The sequence below is a fragment of the Methylobacterium sp. 1973 genome, assembly GCF_040545035.1.
Taxonomy (GTDB): Bacteria; Pseudomonadota; Alphaproteobacteria; order Rhizobiales; family Beijerinckiaceae; genus Methylobacterium; species Methylobacterium fujisawaense.
In genome coordinates this window covers 287,776-303,325 of record NZ_JBEPLA010000005.1, presented here as the reverse complement: position 1 = coordinate 303,325, position 15,550 = coordinate 287,776, and the positions used below count along the sequence as shown (strand labels likewise).

Below are 15,550 nucleotides of genomic sequence, written 5' to 3'. Positions count from 1 at the left end.
GCCGTCCGGCACGACGCGAGCCGGGGGTATGAGTTCTGATGGCGAAGATTCTGCTGGTCGAGGACCACGAAGAGATCTGGGACTTCCTGTCCCGCCGCCTCAAGCGGCGCGGGTATGAGGTGATCCTCGCGCATGACGGCGAGGCCGGGGTCCGACAAGCCCGCTCGGGTCAGCCCGACGTGATCCTGCTCGACATGAACCTGCCGGTCCTGGACGGCTGGTCGGTCGCCCGGACGCTGAAGTCGGGCACCGACACGCGGGCGATCCCGATCATCGCGCTTACCGCCCACGCCATGTCGGGCGACCGCGACAAGGCGATCCAGGCCGGCTGCGACGACTACCACCCGAAGCCGGTCGATTTCTCGAAGCTTCTCAGCCAGATCAGCACCGCCCTGGGCGAGACCGCCCCGGCGAGCTGACCCGACCGCGGACGCGCGAATTGCGATCCCGAGACCTGATGTGAGTGGAGCGTGTCCGTGAGCGAGGATCCCGTCACTGCCCAGCGCCTGCGGCAGGGCCTGCCGGTCTTCGTGGCCTTGGCCTCGATCCTCCTCGTGGTCGCCACGCTGGCGGCCCTGTATCTCGGGCGCGAGATCCTCGTTCCGGTGACGCTGGCGATCCTCCTCAGCTTCGTGCTGGTGCCGGCCGTCCGGATCCTGCGGCGGCTGCGCGTGCCGCGTGCGCCGGCGGTCCTCCTCGTGGTGGTGATCGTCTTCGGCGCCCTGTTCGGGATCGGCAGCCTGATCGCCAGCGAGGCGTCCCAGCTCGCCTCGGACCTGCCGCGCTACACGCAGGTGATGCGTACCAAGATCAAGGATCTGCGCGGGGCGACGGCCGGGACCGGCACCCTGTCGCGGATCGTCGACATGGTGCAGGACCTCAGCGCCACCCTGCAGCCGCCCCCGGCCGCGGAGGTCCGCGGCGAGCCGGGATCGCGCACGCATCCCCTCACCGTGGAACTCACGCCCGCCCGCGCCAGCGTGGTCGACACGCTTCAGACCTTCGCGGGCCCGATCCTGCACCCGCTGGCCACGACGGGCCTGATCCTGATCTTCACGATCTTCATCCTGCTCCAGCGGGAGGATCTGCGAAACCGGGCGATCCGGCTCGCCGGCGGCTCGGGCGACCTGCGCCGCACCACGGCGGCGATCGACGATGCCACGAGCCGGCTCAGCCGCTTCTTCCTGGCCCAGCTCGCCCTCAACATCGCCTTCGGCCTCGTCATCGGCTTCGGACTCTGGATGATCGGCGTCCCGAGTCCGACCCTGTTCGGTGTCCTCGCGGCGATCCTGCGGTTCGTGCCCTATATCGGCGCGGCGATCAGCGCCCTTCTGCCGCTGATCCTCGCCGCCGCCGTCGATCCCGGCTGGGGCATGGTGATCGCCACCGCGGTCCTGTTCCTGGTGGTGGAGCCGATCTGCGGCCACGTGGTCGAGCCGCTCCTCTACGGCCACTCCACCGGCCTCTCGCCGGTCGCCGTCATCCTCGCGGCGACGATCTGGACGTTCCTGTGGGGGCCGATCGGCCTCGTCCTGGCCACGCCGCTCACCGTGTGCCTCGTGGTCCTTGGCCGGCACGTGGAGCGCCTCTGGTACCTCGACGTCCTGCTGGGCGATCAGCCAGCCTTGTCGCCGCCCGAGATCTTCTACCAGCGCATGCTGGCCGGCGATCCGGTCGAGGCGATCGACCAGGGCTGGCAGTTCCTCAAGGAGCGCGCCCTCGTCACCTACTACGACGAGGTCGCCCTCGCCGGCCTGCTGCTCGCGCAGGAGGATCTCTCGCGCGGCACCCTGGACCGCGAGCGGCAGGCGGAGGTCGGGGCGGCGATCCGCACGGTCGTCGACCGCCTCGGGACCGCTCCGATGACCCGGCGAAGCCGTCGAGGCTCCGGGCGCGGGCCCGATACCGAGACTGCGGCGGCGCTGGCCGCCATCGGGCCCGACCGGCAAGTGGCCGGCATCGTCCTCGAGCGCGAGGATCTCGCCCCCAACTGGCGCAGCGAGACGCCGGTCCTGTGCGTGTCGAGCCGCGGCCCGTTCGACGAGGCGGCGACGCTGATGCTGAGCCAGATCCTCGCCCGCCACGGGCTGGCCTCGCAGATTCTCTCGATGGCCGCGATCCGCGCCGGCGAGCGTCCCGACAATCCGGAAGGGCTCGCGCTGATCTGCTTCTCGTATCTCGAGCCGGTGAGCCTCTCGCAGATCCGCTTCACCGTCCGGCAGGCCCGTGCGGCGGTGCCGGGCGTGCGCATCCTCGTGGGCTTCTGGCGCGAGCGCGATCCGGCGACCCTGGAACGGCTGCGCCGGGCGACCTCGGCAGACTTCCTCGTGACATCGCTGAACGAGGCGCTCTCGGCTGTGCTCGGCGCCTGCCAGGAATCCGCACCCACCCGGCTCGTCCCGGCACCCGTGACTGCCCGCTCCGGTTCGGCGCAGCCGGCAGTGGCATGACGCGCCGTGCGACACCACCTCTGAGGACGGGCCGTCGACATCGCGCTCTCGACCGCTAGTGTTCCGTCCGCTTTTCGTGATCGGGCGCGCGCAAAATGCTTTTACGTCCCGGAGGCTGAACATCACCGCGCATGTCTGAGACCCCAGAAACACCGCCCTCCGGGCCGAGCCCTCCGATCAGGGACAGCGCGCCGAGTGACCTGACCGACCGCCGCAGCGATATCTTCTTCGCGGCGGTCGAGACGACGCGCATGCCGATGATCGTCACCGATCCGCGCCAGCCCGACAACCCGATCATCTTCGCCAATCGGGCGTTCCTGGCGATGACGGGCTATACGCCGGAAGAGCTGATCGGGCGCAATTGCCGCTTCCTTCAGGGCCCCGAAACCGACCGCGAGAGCGTCGCGCAGGTCCGGGCCGCGATCGCCGAGAAGCGCGAGTTCGCCACCGAGATCCTGAACTACCGCAAGAACGGCTCGACCTTCTGGAATGCCCTGTTCGTCTCGCCGGTCTACAATGCCGACGGCGAGCTCGTGTACTATTTCGGTTCTCAGCTCGACGTCTCGCGCCGCCGCGACGCCGAGGAGGCGCTGGGTCAGGCTCAGAAGATGGAGGCGCTGGGCCAGCTCACGGGCGGCATCGCGCACGACTTCAACAATCTCCTCCAGGTGATCGTCGGCTACGTCGACATCCTGGCGGCCGGGCTGGAGAAGCCCGATGCCGACCGCGCCCGGCTCGGCCGCGCCACCGAGAACATCCGCCAGGCTGCGGAGCGCGCGACGACGCTGACGCAGCAATTGCTGGCCTTCGCCCGCAAGCAGCGGCTGGACGGGCGCGCCGTCAATCTCAACACCCTGATCGAGGGGATGGGCGAGATGGTCGCCCGCTCCGTCGGCGAGGCCGTGAAGGTCGAACTCGATCTTGCGGAGGACCTCTGGAACTGCCGGGTCGATCCGACCCAGGCCGAGGTCGCGATCCTGAACGTCCTGATCAACGCCCGCGACGCGATGCCGGAGGGCGGCACCGTCCGGATCTCCACGGAGAACAGCGAGGTCGCCGCCCGCGGCCGGGAGCTCGGTCCGCTGCGCGACGGGCGCTATGTCAGCATCGCCATCAAGGACACGGGTACCGGCATCCCGCCGGCTGTGCTCGCCCGGGTGATGGACCCGTTCTTCACCACCAAGGAGGAGGGCAAGGGGACGGGGCTCGGCCTGTCGATGGTCTACGGCTTCGCCAAGCAGTCGGGCGGCGCGGCGCAGATCGAGTCGGCGGTGGGTGCGGGCACGACGGTGCGCCTGTCGTTCCCCGCGACCGACGGCGACGTCAATGCCCCTGCCAAGGTTTCGCTGCGGTCCGTTGATCGGCAGGGCTCCGAGACGATCCTCATCGTCGACGACCGCGAGGACGTGGCCGAACTCGCCCGCACCATCCTGCGGGACTTCGGCTACACGACGCTGGTGGCGAGCAATGCCCGCGAGGCCCTGGAGATCCTGGATTCGAGCGAGCGCATCGATCTGCTCTTCACGGATCTGATCATGCCCGGCGGCATGAACGGCGTGCTGCTGGCCCGCGAAGCCCGCCGCCGCCAGCCCAAGCTCAAGGTGCTGCTCGCCACGGGCTACGCGGAAGCGAGCCTGGAGCGAACCGATATCGGCGGCTCGGAGTTTGATCTGCTGAACAAGCCCTACCGGCGCACGGAGCTGGTCCGCCGCGTGCGCGCCATCCTCGACGGTCCGACCGGGGTGGGCTGAGCTTCGGGAGACGGCCCATGTCCCAGGGCGACAAATCGAAGTACACCGACAAGCAGAAGCGCAAGGCCGAGCACATCGCCGAGTCCTACGAGGCCCGCGGGGTGCCGGAGAACGAGGCGGAGGCCCGGGCCTGGGCCACCGTCAACAAGGACGACGGCGGCGGCAAGAAGCCGGGCGGCTCGGGCCGCGGCAAGGCCACCGGACATCCGGCCGCCCACAAGGGCGGCGAATCCGGCGGCAAGGCCTCGGCCGGGCGGACGGCCGCGGAACGCTCCGCCTCCGCCAGGAAGGCCGCCGCGACCCGCAAGGCCAACGCCGCCGCACGGGCGTAACCGTCCCGTGCGAACCGGGCCGACCCCGCCTTCGCGAGGGCAGCGCAGCAATGCAGCGGCGCCGGACTCTCCGACGTCGCGCCACCCCGGGCCGCGTCGCTGCGCTCGGGGTGACGGTCCGGGCGCCGGAGAGCGACGTCAGTCCTTGTGCTCGGCGAGCTTGACCAGCGTGTGCAGCAACCGGTTCGCCGGTGTCGGAATGTCGAGCGCCGCGCCCTTGCGCACGACGAAGCCGTTGAGGTGGTCGATCTCGCTGGCCCGGCCGCGGGCGAGGTCCTGGGCGGTGGACGAACGCTGCCCGGCCATGGTGACACCGAGATCCAGCACGGTGTCGAGGATGTCGGGGGGCACCGACACCCCGTCGGCTTCGGCGACGGCGACGCATTCCCGAACGACATCCGTGATCGCCGCGACGACGCCCTCGCCCTGGAGCAGGCGACCGTAGGGACGCTGCGTCAGGGCCGAGAGGGCGTTGTAGGCGCAGTTCGTGATCAGTTTCGCCCAGAGCGCGTCGACCGCGCGCGCCGAGACCGTGGTGGGGATGCCGGCTGCCGTGAAAGCGGCGGCGATACGGTCGCTCGTCTCCGAGGCGCCGAGGATCAGGTCGCCGCGCCCGTTGTGCCGGACATGGCCGGGGCCGGCCATCGCGGTGGCGACGTAGACCGCCACCGGCACGACCGGCCGGCCCAGCACGGCGGCGAGCCGCTCCGCGTTGTCGACGCCGTTCTGGAGGCTGAGGATCGTCGCGGCAGGATCGAGATGGCCCGCGATCATCGCACCCGCCGCTTCGGTATCGCCGGACTTCACGCAGACCAGCACGAGGTCGGCGCCGGACACGCCGTCGCCGGCCTCGGTCGCCCGCACGGGGACCGAGGCCGTCCCGGCCGCGCGCTCCAGCACCAGCCCGGCCGCCCCCACGGCCTCGACCAGGGCGGGGCGTCCGATCAGCGTCACCGCGTGGCCGGCCTGCGCCAGGAGAAACCCGTAATAGCAGCCGACAGCGCCGGCCCCGACGACAGCGACGTTCATGGCAGATCTCATGGCGCCGCAGCCGCGGCGCGGGCGGGATGGAAGGCCGCAGTGCCGCCGGCATCCGCACGGACATGCTCGAGGAGCGCCTGGGCCGGGTGTCGCAGCCGCACGCCGTCGACCAGCTTGGCCTGGGACCGACAGGAATATCCGTCCGCCAGCAGGGTGCAGCCGGGCGCCTCGGCCACGTGGCGGGCCCAGCTCAGGCCGTAGATCGCCTCGGAGGTGGCGCGCTGGCGCGCCTCGTGCCCGTAGGTCCCCGCCATGCCGCAGCAGCCGGCGGCCGGCACTTCGAGCCGCAGGCCGAGATGGGCGAACACGGCCTGCCAGTCCCGCACCGCGCCCGGAGCGTTGGTGCGCTCGGTGCAATGGGGCAGCAGCCGCATCGTGCGGCCGCCTTGGCCCGGCGCGATCCGGTCGAGCCGGGCGGCCAGCCATTCCTGGAGGAGATGGACCTTCGGGAGATCGTCGCCCACCGCCTGCGGGTATTCGGACCGGTAGGTCAGCGTCATCGACGGATCGATCCCGACCAGGGGCACGCCGTGCCTGGCGAGATCGCGCAGCATCGCGGCATTGGACCGGGCAACGGCGGCAAACCGCGCCAGGAAGCCGTGTACGTGCAGCGGCTTGCCGTTCGGCCGGTAGGGCACGAGCCAGGGCCGGAAGCCGAGGGCGATGAGGAGTGCGCAGCTATCGGCCACGACGTCCGCGTCGAAATGAGTGGTGAAGGCGTCCTGCACCACCAGCACGGCCCGCGCCCGCTCCTGCGCATCCAGCCGGGCCAGGGCGTCCGGCGTCGCGACGGCGACCCCGAGATCCGCCAGCCGCTCCGTGAGAGCGACGGGCGACAGGGCCGGGATCGCCACCAGCCCGGCCCGGGCCAGAAGCAGCCGGGCCACCGGATTGGTCAGGACGACGTTGCTCAGGCGCGGCATCCGGGCCGCCAGCGGCAGCAGCGGTTCCAACGCCGCCACGAGGTGATCCTTCAGCGGCCGGGCGTAGCGCGTGTGATAGAGCGCCAGGAACTTGGCCCGGAAGGTCGGCACATCGACCTTGATCGGGCAGGACCCCGTGCAGGATTTGCAGGCGAGGCAGCCATCCATCGCCTCCTTGACGGCGTGGGAGAAATCGTCGGCCTCCGACCGGCGGCGGATACCGCTCCGCAAGGTCGCCGTCACGTCGTGCAGCCACCCGGCGCGCTGCCGCGCCAGCTCGGCGGCCGGGTCGATCCCCGCCTCCGCCGCACGGCGCAGCCACTCGCGCATCAGCGAGGCGCGACCCTTGGGCGAATGCCGACGTTCCCGCGTCGCCTTCCAGGACGGGCACATGGCCTCGTCGGCATCGAACGAGAAGCAGGCGCCGTTGCCGTTGCAATGGAGCGCCTCGTCGAACCCCCGCCGGACCGTTGCCGGGATGGTGCGGTCCTGCTCGCCCCGGCGCGGCACGCCGTCGATCCGGGTCAGCCCCTCCCCCTTGGCCGAGGCGATCTTGCCCGGGTTCATCCGGTCGCCCGGATCGAAGGCGCGCTTGACCGCCTCCAGCGCCGGCATCAGCGGCCCGAAGGTCGCGGGCACGAACTCCGACCGGAAGCCCTTGCCGTGCTCGCCCCACAGCAGGCCGCCATACTTGGCGGTGAGCGCGACCACGCCTTCGGTGACCTCGCGGATCAGGCCGTTCTGGTCCGGATCCTTCAGGTCGATGGCCGGGCGGACATGCAGCACGCCGGCATCGACGTGGCCGAACATGCCGTAGCGCAGCCCCTTGCCGTCGAGGAGCGCCCGGAATTCCGCGATGAAATCGGCGAGCCGTTCCGGCGGGACGGCCGTATCCTCCACGAAGGGGATCGGGCGGGCATCGCCCTGGGCGGCGCCGAGGAGGCCCACCGCCTTCTTGCGCATGGTCCAGAGCCGCTCGATGGCGTCGCCCCGGGCGATGGTGAAGCCGAGGCGCTTGGTGTCGGTGCCGCGCTCGGCCTCCAGCAGGCCGGTGAGCCGCGCCAGGGCGGCCTCCACGGAGGCCGCGTCGTCGCCGACGAATTCCACGAGATTGATGCCGTCCACCGGCCGTCCGGCCGGATCGTCGGGAAAGAAGGCCCGCACCTCGGCCCAGATCGGATCCTTGCGGGCGAGCGCCAGCACCGTGGAGTCGATGGTCTCCACCGAGGCGGCGCCGAAGGGCAGCAGCGCCTGCGCGTCGCGGAGCGCCGCATCGAAATCGACGTAGGACAGCGCGACCAGCACTGCGGCCTTCGGGATCGGCAGCACGTTGAGCCGCGCCTCGGCGATCAGCGCAAGGGTTCCTTCGGAGCCGCAGATCACGCTCTTGAGGTCGAACCGGCCGCCCGCATCGCGCAGATGGGCGAGGTCGTAGCCGGTGAGGCAGCGGTTGAGCTTGGGAAAGCGCTCCGCGATGAGCGCCGCATTCGCGGTGACGACGGCATCGACGGTGCGGTGGATCGCCCCGACCCGGTCGTTGCGCCCCTTGGCGGCGTCGAGACCTTCCGCGTCGAGGGGCTCGGCGGTCCAGACCGTGCCGTCGGTGAGCACGCAGGTCAGCGCCAGGACGTGATCCCGGGTCTTGCCGTAGAGGCACGAGCCCTGCCCGCAGGCATCGGTGGAGATCATGCCGCCGATCGTGGCGCGGTTCGAGGTGGAGAGTTCCGGCGCGAAGAACAGGCCGTGCTTGGCGAGCTCCCGGTTGAGCTGGTCCTTCACCACTCCCGGCTCGACCCGGACGAAGCGGTTCGCGACGTCGATCTCCAGGATGCGGTTCATATGCCGCGAGGTGTCGACCACGAGGCCGTGGCCCAGCGACTGGCCGTTGGTACCGGTCGCCCCGCCCCGGGGCCGGATCACGATCTCGGAAAAGCGCGGATCCTCGAGGAGCTTGGCGATGCGCACGAGATCGTCGCGGCTGCGGGGAAAGGCCACGGCCCCCGGCGCCACTTGGTAGATCGAGTTGTCGGTGGAGAAGACCGTGCGGTCGGCGTCCGACAGCGTCAGATCGCCCTCGAAGCCGCGCAGGCGCAGCTCGGCGCAGGCGGCAACATAGAGCGGCACGGCCTCGGTGTGGCGGGTCAGGACCGGGATCATCCGCGCCTTCTACACCCGGCGGAGCGCGGGAGACCATCGGCGACGGGATGACGCGCGCGCTGGCATCCGGCTTGCCACGCACCCGCGATCTTCGGGACGGATGCCCATGAACGCGAGCGTCGAACGAGTCAGGGATGCCCTGGCCGAGCTGATCAAGGCCGCCCTTCTCTCCGACGACGGCCTGAGCCGCGCGTGCCGCGATGCGGGTCGCGCCAAGCTCAGGGCCCTCGCGGACGGTCCCCCCGAGCCGGAGAGCCTGCGGATGGACGGCGCCTGGACGCTCGCCATCCGGAAGGCCGAGACGCCGGAGCTGGCGCCGCAGGAAGGACGGGTGAACCTGACCCTGCCGCGCGCCTGTCCCTTCACCCTGGACGAGTTGCTCGCACCCGGTCTCGACATGGACCAAGCCGTGGCACGCATCCGGACGAGCGCCTCGACCGGCTGATCGCGCCTGTTGAGGAAAGCCGGGGCGGCGTTGCCGCGGGCGGGCGGGACCCCCATGTTAGGCGTACAGGACCGACGCCTCGGTCCCGCGCCCGCACGCGGGTCCCGTCTACCGCAGAACCGTCCGGCATCCCCCTTTTGGCACGACGCACCACCGCCCCCGCGGCCGAGCCCGATGCTCCTCCGCCCCTCCCCACCCGCGAGCAGATCCTCGCCTTCGTGGCCGAGTCGAAGGAACGCGTCGGCAAGCGGGAGATCGCCCAGGCCTTCGGCATCAAGGGGGCCGCCAAGATCGACCTGAAGCGCATCCTCAAGGAGATCGAGGCGGAGGGCGCCCTCGACCGTGGCCGCGGCGGCCTCGCCCCGGCGGGCCATCTGCCGCCGGTCGTGCTGGCCGACATCCGCTCCCGCGACCGCCACGGCGATTTCCTGGCGATACCGGTGGAATGGACCGGCACGGGCAAGCCGCCGGCCATCGTGCTGACGCAGCCGCGCGGCCCCCGCAAGGGCAGCCGGCCGGCCCCGGGCATCGGCGACCGCGCCCTGATCCGCGTCGAGCGCGACGCCGAGGGCGGCTACACCGGCCGGGTCGTCAAGGTCATCGGGAAGAACAAGGCCGAGATCATCGGCGTCTACCGGGCTGGCGCGCAAGGCGGCCGGATCGTGCCCGTCGAGAAGCGCTCGCAGGGGCGCGAGATCCTGATCCCGCCCGGCGAAGAAGGGCAGGCCCGCGACGGCGACCTTGTCAGCGTCTCCCTGGAGCGCGAGACCCGCTTCGGCCTGCCGCGGGGCCGGGTCCGCGAGCGGCTCGGCTCACTCGGGTCCGAGAAGGCCGTCAGCCTGATCGCGCTGCACCTTCACAACATCCCGCACGTCTTCGCCGACACGACCCTGGCCGAGGCGGATGCCGCCGAGCCCGCCACGCTGAAGGGCCGCGAGGATTGGCGCGACCGCCCGCTCCTCACCATCGACCCGCCGGACGCCAAGGACCACGACGACGCCGTCATGGCCGAGGCCGATCCGGATCCGGCCAATCCCGGCGGCTTCATCCTCACCGTCGCCATCGCGGACGTGGCGGCCTATGTCCGCCCCGGCTCCAGCCTCGACCGCGAGGCCCTGGAGCGGGGCAACTCGGTCTATTTCCCCGACCGGGTCGTGCCGATGCTGCCCGAGCGGATCTCGAACGATCTCTGTTCCCTGCGCGAGGGCGAGGACCGGCCGGCGCTCGCCGTGCGCATGGTCATCGCCGCCGACGGCGAGATGCGCCGCCACGGCTTCCACCGGGTGATGATGCGCTCCCGGGCCAAGCTCGCCTACGCGCAGGCGCAACGAGCCATCGACGGGCAGCCGGATGACACGACCGGGCCGCTGCTGGAGACGGCGCTCCGCCCCCTCTGGGCGGCCTATGCGGCTCTGCGCGCGGCCCGTGACCGCCGGGGCCCGCTCGCCCTCGACCTGCCCGAGCGCAAGGTTCTCCTGAGCCCCGAGGGCGCGGTCGACCGGGTGATCGTGCCGGAGCGCCTCGACGCCCATCGGCTGATCGAGGAGTTCATGATCCAGGCGAACGTCGCCGCCGCCGAGACCCTGGAGCACGCCCGCCAGCCGCTGATCTACCGCGTCCACGACGAGCCCGCCCTGGAGAAGATGCGGGCGCTGGGCGAGGTCCTGGCCTCTGTGGGCATCAAGCTGCCCAAGGAAGGGGCGCTGCGACCCGCCCTGTTCAACCGGATCCTCGCCACGGCGGCCGAGACCGAGCACGGGGTCTTCCTCAACGAAGTGATCCTGCGCAGCCAGGCCCAGGCGGTCTACGCCCCCGAGAATCTCGGGCATTTCGGCCTGAACCTGCGCCGCTACGCGCACTTCACCTCGCCGATCCGGCGCTACGCCGACCTGATCGTGCACCGGGCGCTGATCACCGCCTGCCGGCTCGGCTCGGACGGGCTCGCGGGCGACGTCTCCCTCGGCGAGCTGGCGCAGATCGGCGAGCAGATCTCGGCGGCCGAGCGCCGCGCCATGGCGGCCGAGCGCGAGACCATCGACCGGCTGATCGCCCATCACCTCGCCGATCAGGTCGGGGCGACCTTCGCGGGCCAGATCGCCGGCGTGACCCGGGCCGGCCTGTTCATCAAGCTCGACCAGACCGGCGCCGACGGCTTCGTGCCGGTGTCGCAGCTCGGCGCCGACTATTTCCGCCACGAGGAGGGCCGCCACGCCCTGGTGGGGGAGCGGACCGGAGAGACGTTCCGCCTGGGCGATCGTGTCGAGGTCCGGCTCGTCGAGGCCGCGCCGGTGGCCGGGGCGCTGCGCTTCGAGCTGCTCAGCGAGGGCCGGACCCGATCCGGCGCCCGGTCCGCCGGGCCGGGGAAGAAGTCCGGCGGGCGGCCCTTCAAGGCCGCGCCGCCCGGTCGCCCCCCCGGCATCCGCAACACCGGGTCGCGCCACCGCGGCTCGCGCCGCTGACCCGGCCGATGTACACCGATTCCATGACCGCCGATGCGATCCCGGCCCGCACCCGCCTGATCCCCGCGCTGGCCCGGGGCTTCGTCGGACGCTGCCCGCATTGCGGCCAGGGCCGGATCTTCGGCCGCTTCCTCAAGGTGCGGCCGGAATGCGACGTGTGCGGCCTGGAGCTGCACCACCACAGGGCCGACGACCTGCCGCCCTACGTGGTGATCTTCATCGTCGCCCACATCGTTGGCTACCTGATCCTAGAGACCGAGAGCGCCTACGACGTGCCTCTCTGGGTGGAGATGGGGGTCTGGCCGGTCTTCACGCTCCTGTTCGCGCTGGTTTTGCTCCAGCCGGTGAAGGGCGCCGTCGTCGGACTGCAATACGCCCTTGGCATGCACGGCTTTGCCACGCTACCGCGGAGCCGCCCCGCCCCGGGGCCGGAGGAGACGCACCTTGCCGCTGCCGCAGCAGGAGCCCGAGATCGCCACAGCTCCTGAGGGCAAGCCGGCCGCTGCGCGCCTGCGGCCGCGGGACGCCGCGACCATGATCGTCATCGACCGGCGCGGAAAGGGCGGCCCGAAGGTCCTGATGGGCCGTCGCAACCCGAACCTCGCCTTCATGCCGGGGAAGTTCGTCTTCCCGGGCGGCCGGATCGAACTCGGCGACCGCCACATGCCGGTGGCCGGGGCGCTTCCCGATTACGCGGAGGCGGCGCTGACCCGGCAGGTCTCTCGGCCGCCGCACCATCTCGGCCGGGCCCTGGCGCTCGCCGCGATCCGCGAGACCTACGAAGAGACCGGCCTGCTGCTCGGCACGACCGAGCACGGCGCTCCCGAGGATCCCCCGGCGGGCTGGGAGGGCTTCGGCCGCCACGGCGTCCTCCCCGATCTCGAAGCGCTCCATCTCGTGGCCCGCGCGATCACCCCGCCGAAGCGCGTGCGCCGGTTCGACACGCGCTTCTTCGCGATCGACCGCCGCGGGGTGGCGGCCGAGGAGCCGGGACGGATTCAGGCCGACGCCGAGTTCACCGAACTGGCCTGGGTCCGGCTCGACGCCGCCCGCAAGCTCGACCTGCCGTACATAACCCGCGCGATCCTGGACGACCTGGAGGCCCAGATCGCTGCCGATTTCGCGCCCTACCGGATGATTCCCTTCCACTACGAGCGCTACGGGCGGCGCGAGCGGGTGGCCTTGTGAGCCGTCCAGACGGCTTGCAGCAGAACCAGCCGCGCGGGATCAGGTCGGAGGAGGTGGCGGCGATCGCGGCGGCCGTGACCTGCGTCACCGTCGTCGGCATCGGCCTGAGCCTGTCGATCCCGCTCCTCTCGATCGAGATGGAGCGGCGCGGTGCGTCGAGCACGCTGATCGGGCTCAACACCGCGGTGGCGGGCATCGCCAGCATCTGCACCGTGCCGTTCGTCCCGCGGCTCGCAGCACGCATCGGCGTCGCGCCTCTGCTCGGACTGGCGCTCGTCGTCGGAGCGGTCAGCCTCGCCCTGTTCCCGCTCCTGCCGGGCCTCGCCCTGTGGTTCCCCCTGCGCTTCGTCTTCTCGATGACGCTCGGCGCGCTGTTCGTCCTCTCCGAGTACTGGATCAACGCCGCTGCCCCGCCGGAGCGCCGCGGCCTCGTGATGGGCATCTACGCCACCGTCCTGGCGGCGGGCTTCGCGGTCGGGCCGCTCCTGCTGGCGCTGGTCGGGACCGAGGGACCGGCCCCCTACGCGACGGGAGCCGTCCTCATGCTGGCCGGCGGGTTGCCGATCCTTCTAGCCCGGGGGCTGTCGCCGACGATCGAGACGGGCTCCGGCCGCGGCATCCTCGGATACGTCCGGCTCGCCCCCGGCGCCCTGGCGGCGGCCCTCGCCTACGGCGCGGTGGAGACCGGCATCTTCGCCATCCTGCCCCTCTACGGCCTGCGCCTCGGCTACGACGCGCAAGGAGCGGCCGGCCTCGTCAGCCTGATCGCGCTGGGCAACGTGCTGTTCCAGATCCCGTTCGGCTGGCTCGCGGACCGTCTCGACCGCGGCGCGGTGCTGCTCGGCGCGGGCCTCGCGGGCGCCGCGGGCTCGGCCCTGATCCCATTCGCGGCCGGCAACCCGGTGGCGTTCGGCCTGCTCCTTCTCGTCTGGGGCGGGATTGCCGGCACCCTCTACACGGTCGGCCTCGCGATGCTCGGCGACCGCACCCCCGCGAACGATCTCGCGGGGGCCAACGCGGCCTTCGTGGTGCTCTACAATGTCGGCCTGATGCTGGGTCCGCCGGTGATCGGCGGCGGGCTCGACCTCGTGCCGCCGCACGGCTTCGCCCTGGCGCTGCTCGCCCTGTTCCTGGCCTTCGCCGGCTGGCTCGCCGCGACGGAGCGATCGGGCCCACGCTCTTGACCTGCCGGGCCCGATCGGGCATTCACCCGCCCGTATTCGGCCGGGCTCTCCCGGCCATTTGCGTTTCGCTCACGCGGAATGCCGCACCCTGCAGGAGCGCCGCGCCATGGCCAAGGCCGTCACCGTCAAGATCAAGCTCGTCTCCACCGCCGACACGGGCTATTTCTACGTCACCAAGAAGAACTCCCGCACGCAGACCGAGAAGCTGACGATGCGCAAGTACGACCCGGTCGCGCGCAAGCACGTCGATTTCAAGGAAACCAAGATCAAGTAAGGCCGCTGGCTGCATCGCAGCCTGACCGCCGACGGGAAGCCGCTCCGGAGACGGGGCGGCTTTTTCTGTTCGGCACCGCCTCGCGCGACGATGGCGCGCGTTCCCGGCAGCTGCCCGGCCGCCGCCCGAGCGGCCGACAGCCTGACGCCAGCACGACTCGTTAACCCTCACTCGTCCCGGACGCTGCGCGATTCGCCGGCCGATTTCCGGCCCGCGGTTTCGGCCAGCCCGGGGCTGGCGGAGGGCGGGTTCGATGCAGCGGATCCTGCTGGCGATCCTCATCACCGGGGCGGTACTGGCGATCTGGCTTGTCCTGACGCTGCCGGTGCATGCCCTCGGCGCGACCCGCCGATGGCTCCTGGAACGCCCCGCCCCGGTCCGGGCACGGAGCCGACCGCTCAGGCGGTCCCCGACGCGGCCAGATCCGGATCGAGCGTCCGCGCCAGGGACCGCGCGATAGCTACGAGGGCCGTCACCATCGGTGTGGACGGCTCGCGCCGCGGAGCGACGAGGCCGATCGTGTGCTCCAGGTCCGGGGCGGTGATCGGGATGGTGCGCACGCCCTCCATGGGCCCCAGCGCGTCGACCAGGATCTCCGGCATGATCGAGGCCCAGCGCAGGGTGCGGACATGGGTCAAAAGCACGATCATCGAGTTCGATTCGAGCGTTGCGGCGGGGTCAACACCCGCCTCCCGGATCTGATGATCGATGATCCGCCGGTTCTGCATGTTCGGCGTGAGCAGGCAGAGGGGCAGGCTGCCGGTCTCGGCCCAGGTGACGCTGGACCGGCCGTCGAAGGGGCCGCCGATCGCTGTGACGAGGCGGTAGCGCTCCCGGTAGAGCGGCACAGAAACCACCCGCCCCAGGGGCTCGTTGTCGAGGTAGGTCAGGCCCGCATCCGCCTCCAGGTTCTCGATCAGCGAGAAGATGTCGGTCGAGGTGGCGGACTCGACCGTCAGCCGCACGTCCGGGTGGCGCTCGCGGTAGGGCGTGGTGAGGTTGACGATCATCGGCAGCGCCGTGGGGATGGCGGCGATGCGCAGGTGTCCGGTGAGGCCCCGGCGCAGGCCGGTGACCTCCTCGTGCATGGCCCGGGCATCGGCCACGATGCGCCGTGCCCATTCCAGCACCCGCTCGCCCTCGGGCGTGAAGCCCTGGAAGCGGGAGCCGCGCAGCACGAGCTGCACGCCGAAGCGGTTCTCCAGCTGCTTCACGCCGGCCGAGAGGGTCTGCTGGGTCACGCCGCAGGATTCGGCGGCGTGCCCGAAATGCTGCTCGCGGGCGAGCGCGAGCAGGAAGTCCAGCTTGTCGATCACGACGAAGGCATCCCGGCACGGCGAGGCGCC

General features: G+C 71.4%; 13 protein-coding genes. 10 read left to right on the top strand and 3 right to left on the bottom strand.

Translation table 11 applies throughout. From position 1 onward, the window contains the following. The first annotated feature begins 38 nt into the window (after nucleotides 1–38). The 4 genes from ABIC70_RS12625 (at nucleotide 39) to ABIC70_RS12610 (ending at nucleotide 4,533) form a co-directional block, all read left to right on the top strand. Nucleotides 39–419: a response regulator gene (locus tag ABIC70_RS12625; protein ID WP_043355299.1), complete on the top strand. Its 381-nt coding sequence runs from the start codon at nucleotides 39–41 to the stop codon at nucleotides 417–419. 57 nt (nucleotides 420–476) lie between these two features. After that, on the top strand, nucleotides 477–2,450 hold the full coding sequence (locus ABIC70_RS12620) for an AI-2E family transporter (RefSeq protein ID WP_043381094.1): 1,974 nt from the start codon (nucleotides 477–479) through the stop codon (nucleotides 2,448–2,450). Nucleotides 2,451–2,581: 131 nt separating this feature from the next. After that, on the top strand, nucleotides 2,582–4,201 hold the full coding sequence (locus ABIC70_RS12615) for a hybrid sensor histidine kinase/response regulator (protein ID WP_043381097.1): 1,620 nt from the start codon (nucleotides 2,582–2,584) through the stop codon (nucleotides 4,199–4,201). Nucleotides 4,202–4,218: 17 nt separating this feature from the next. Continuing rightward, complete coding sequence (locus ABIC70_RS12610; protein ID WP_278305901.1) at nucleotides 4,219–4,533, top strand: plasmid stabilization protein; 315 nt, start codon at nucleotides 4,219–4,221, stop codon at nucleotides 4,531–4,533. Between the two features lie 138 nt (nucleotides 4,534–4,671). On the opposite strand, the gene ABIC70_RS12605 is transcribed toward ABIC70_RS12610, so the two are convergent. Both ABIC70_RS12605 and ydiJ read right to left on the bottom strand, forming a co-directional pair. Further along, entirely contained in the window at nucleotides 4,672–5,562 is an 891-nt protein-coding gene (locus ABIC70_RS12605) for a ketopantoate reductase family protein (RefSeq protein WP_354439813.1), read from the bottom strand. An 8-nt stretch (nucleotides 5,563–5,570) separates the two neighbouring features. After that, entirely contained in the window at nucleotides 5,571–8,654 is a 3,084-nt protein-coding gene (gene ydiJ, locus ABIC70_RS12600; RefSeq protein ID WP_354439812.1) for a D-2-hydroxyglutarate dehydrogenase YdiJ, read from the bottom strand. A gap of 106 nt (nucleotides 8,655–8,760) precedes the next feature. Between ydiJ and ABIC70_RS12595 the strand changes: the two genes are divergently transcribed. The 6 genes from ABIC70_RS12595 to rpmG all read left to right on the top strand — a co-directional run bounded on the left by ABIC70_RS12595 (nucleotide 8,761) and on the right by rpmG (nucleotide 14,204). Further along, the gene (locus ABIC70_RS12595) at nucleotides 8,761–9,099 is read left to right on the top strand and encodes a hypothetical protein (protein WP_354439811.1); all 339 of its coding nucleotides are present in this window, start codon (nucleotides 8,761–8,763) and stop codon (nucleotides 9,097–9,099) included. 137 nt (nucleotides 9,100–9,236) lie between these two features. Further along, entirely contained in the window at nucleotides 9,237–11,558 is a 2,322-nt protein-coding gene (gene rnr / locus ABIC70_RS12590; protein WP_354439810.1) for a ribonuclease R, read from the top strand. A gap of 23 nt (nucleotides 11,559–11,581) precedes the next feature. Beyond that, nucleotides 11,582–12,046: a DUF983 domain-containing protein gene (locus ABIC70_RS12585; protein ID WP_287089881.1), complete on the top strand. Its 465-nt coding sequence runs from the start codon at nucleotides 11,582–11,584 to the stop codon at nucleotides 12,044–12,046. Continuing rightward, nucleotides 12,003–12,746 carry an NUDIX hydrolase gene (locus ABIC70_RS12580; protein ID WP_053609058.1) on the top strand — a complete coding sequence of 248 codons (744 nt, stop codon included), beginning with the start codon at nucleotides 12,003–12,005 and terminating at the stop codon, nucleotides 12,744–12,746. The genes ABIC70_RS12585 and ABIC70_RS12580 overlap by 44 nt, the downstream gene beginning before the upstream one ends. Further along, entirely contained in the window at nucleotides 12,743–13,930 is a 1,188-nt protein-coding gene (locus ABIC70_RS12575) for an MFS transporter (protein ID WP_236952716.1), read from the top strand. The genes ABIC70_RS12580 and ABIC70_RS12575 overlap by 4 nt, the downstream gene beginning before the upstream one ends. A gap of 106 nt (nucleotides 13,931–14,036) precedes the next feature. After that, nucleotides 14,037–14,204 carry a 50S ribosomal protein L33 gene (rpmG, locus tag ABIC70_RS12570; protein WP_020092568.1) on the top strand — a complete coding sequence of 56 codons (168 nt, stop codon included), beginning with the start codon at nucleotides 14,037–14,039 and terminating at the stop codon, nucleotides 14,202–14,204. Nucleotides 14,205–14,602: 398 nt separating this feature from the next. On the opposite strand, the gene ABIC70_RS12565 is transcribed toward rpmG, so the two are convergent. Next, the gene (locus ABIC70_RS12565) at nucleotides 14,603–15,520 is read right to left on the bottom strand and encodes a LysR family transcriptional regulator (protein WP_043381106.1); all 918 of its coding nucleotides are present in this window, start codon (nucleotides 15,518–15,520) and stop codon (nucleotides 14,603–14,605) included. Nucleotides 15,521–15,550: the final 30 nt, after the last annotated feature.

Coding starts and splice junctions, on each gene's coding strand:
- rpmG (WP_020092568.1), top strand. CDS start 14,037: ATGGCCAAGGCCGTCACCGTCAAGATCAAGCTCGTCTCCACCGCCGAC.
- ABIC70_RS12610 (WP_278305901.1), top strand. CDS start 4,219: ATGTCCCAGGGCGACAAATCGAAGTACACCGACAAGCAGAAGCGCAAG.
- ABIC70_RS12585 (WP_287089881.1), top strand. CDS start 11,582: ATGACCGCCGATGCGATCCCGGCCCGCACCCGCCTGATCCCCGCGCTG.
- ydiJ (WP_354439812.1), bottom strand. CDS start 8,654: ATGATCCCGGTCCTGACCCGCCACACCGAGGCCGTGCCGCTCTATGTT.
- ABIC70_RS12615 (WP_043381097.1), top strand. CDS start 2,582: ATGTCTGAGACCCCAGAAACACCGCCCTCCGGGCCGAGCCCTCCGATC.
- ABIC70_RS12625 (WP_043355299.1), top strand. CDS start 39: ATGGCGAAGATTCTGCTGGTCGAGGACCACGAAGAGATCTGGGACTTC.
- ABIC70_RS12595 (WP_354439811.1), top strand. CDS start 8,761: ATGAACGCGAGCGTCGAACGAGTCAGGGATGCCCTGGCCGAGCTGATC.
- ABIC70_RS12605 (WP_354439813.1), bottom strand. CDS start 5,562: ATGAACGTCGCTGTCGTCGGGGCCGGCGCTGTCGGCTGCTATTACGGG.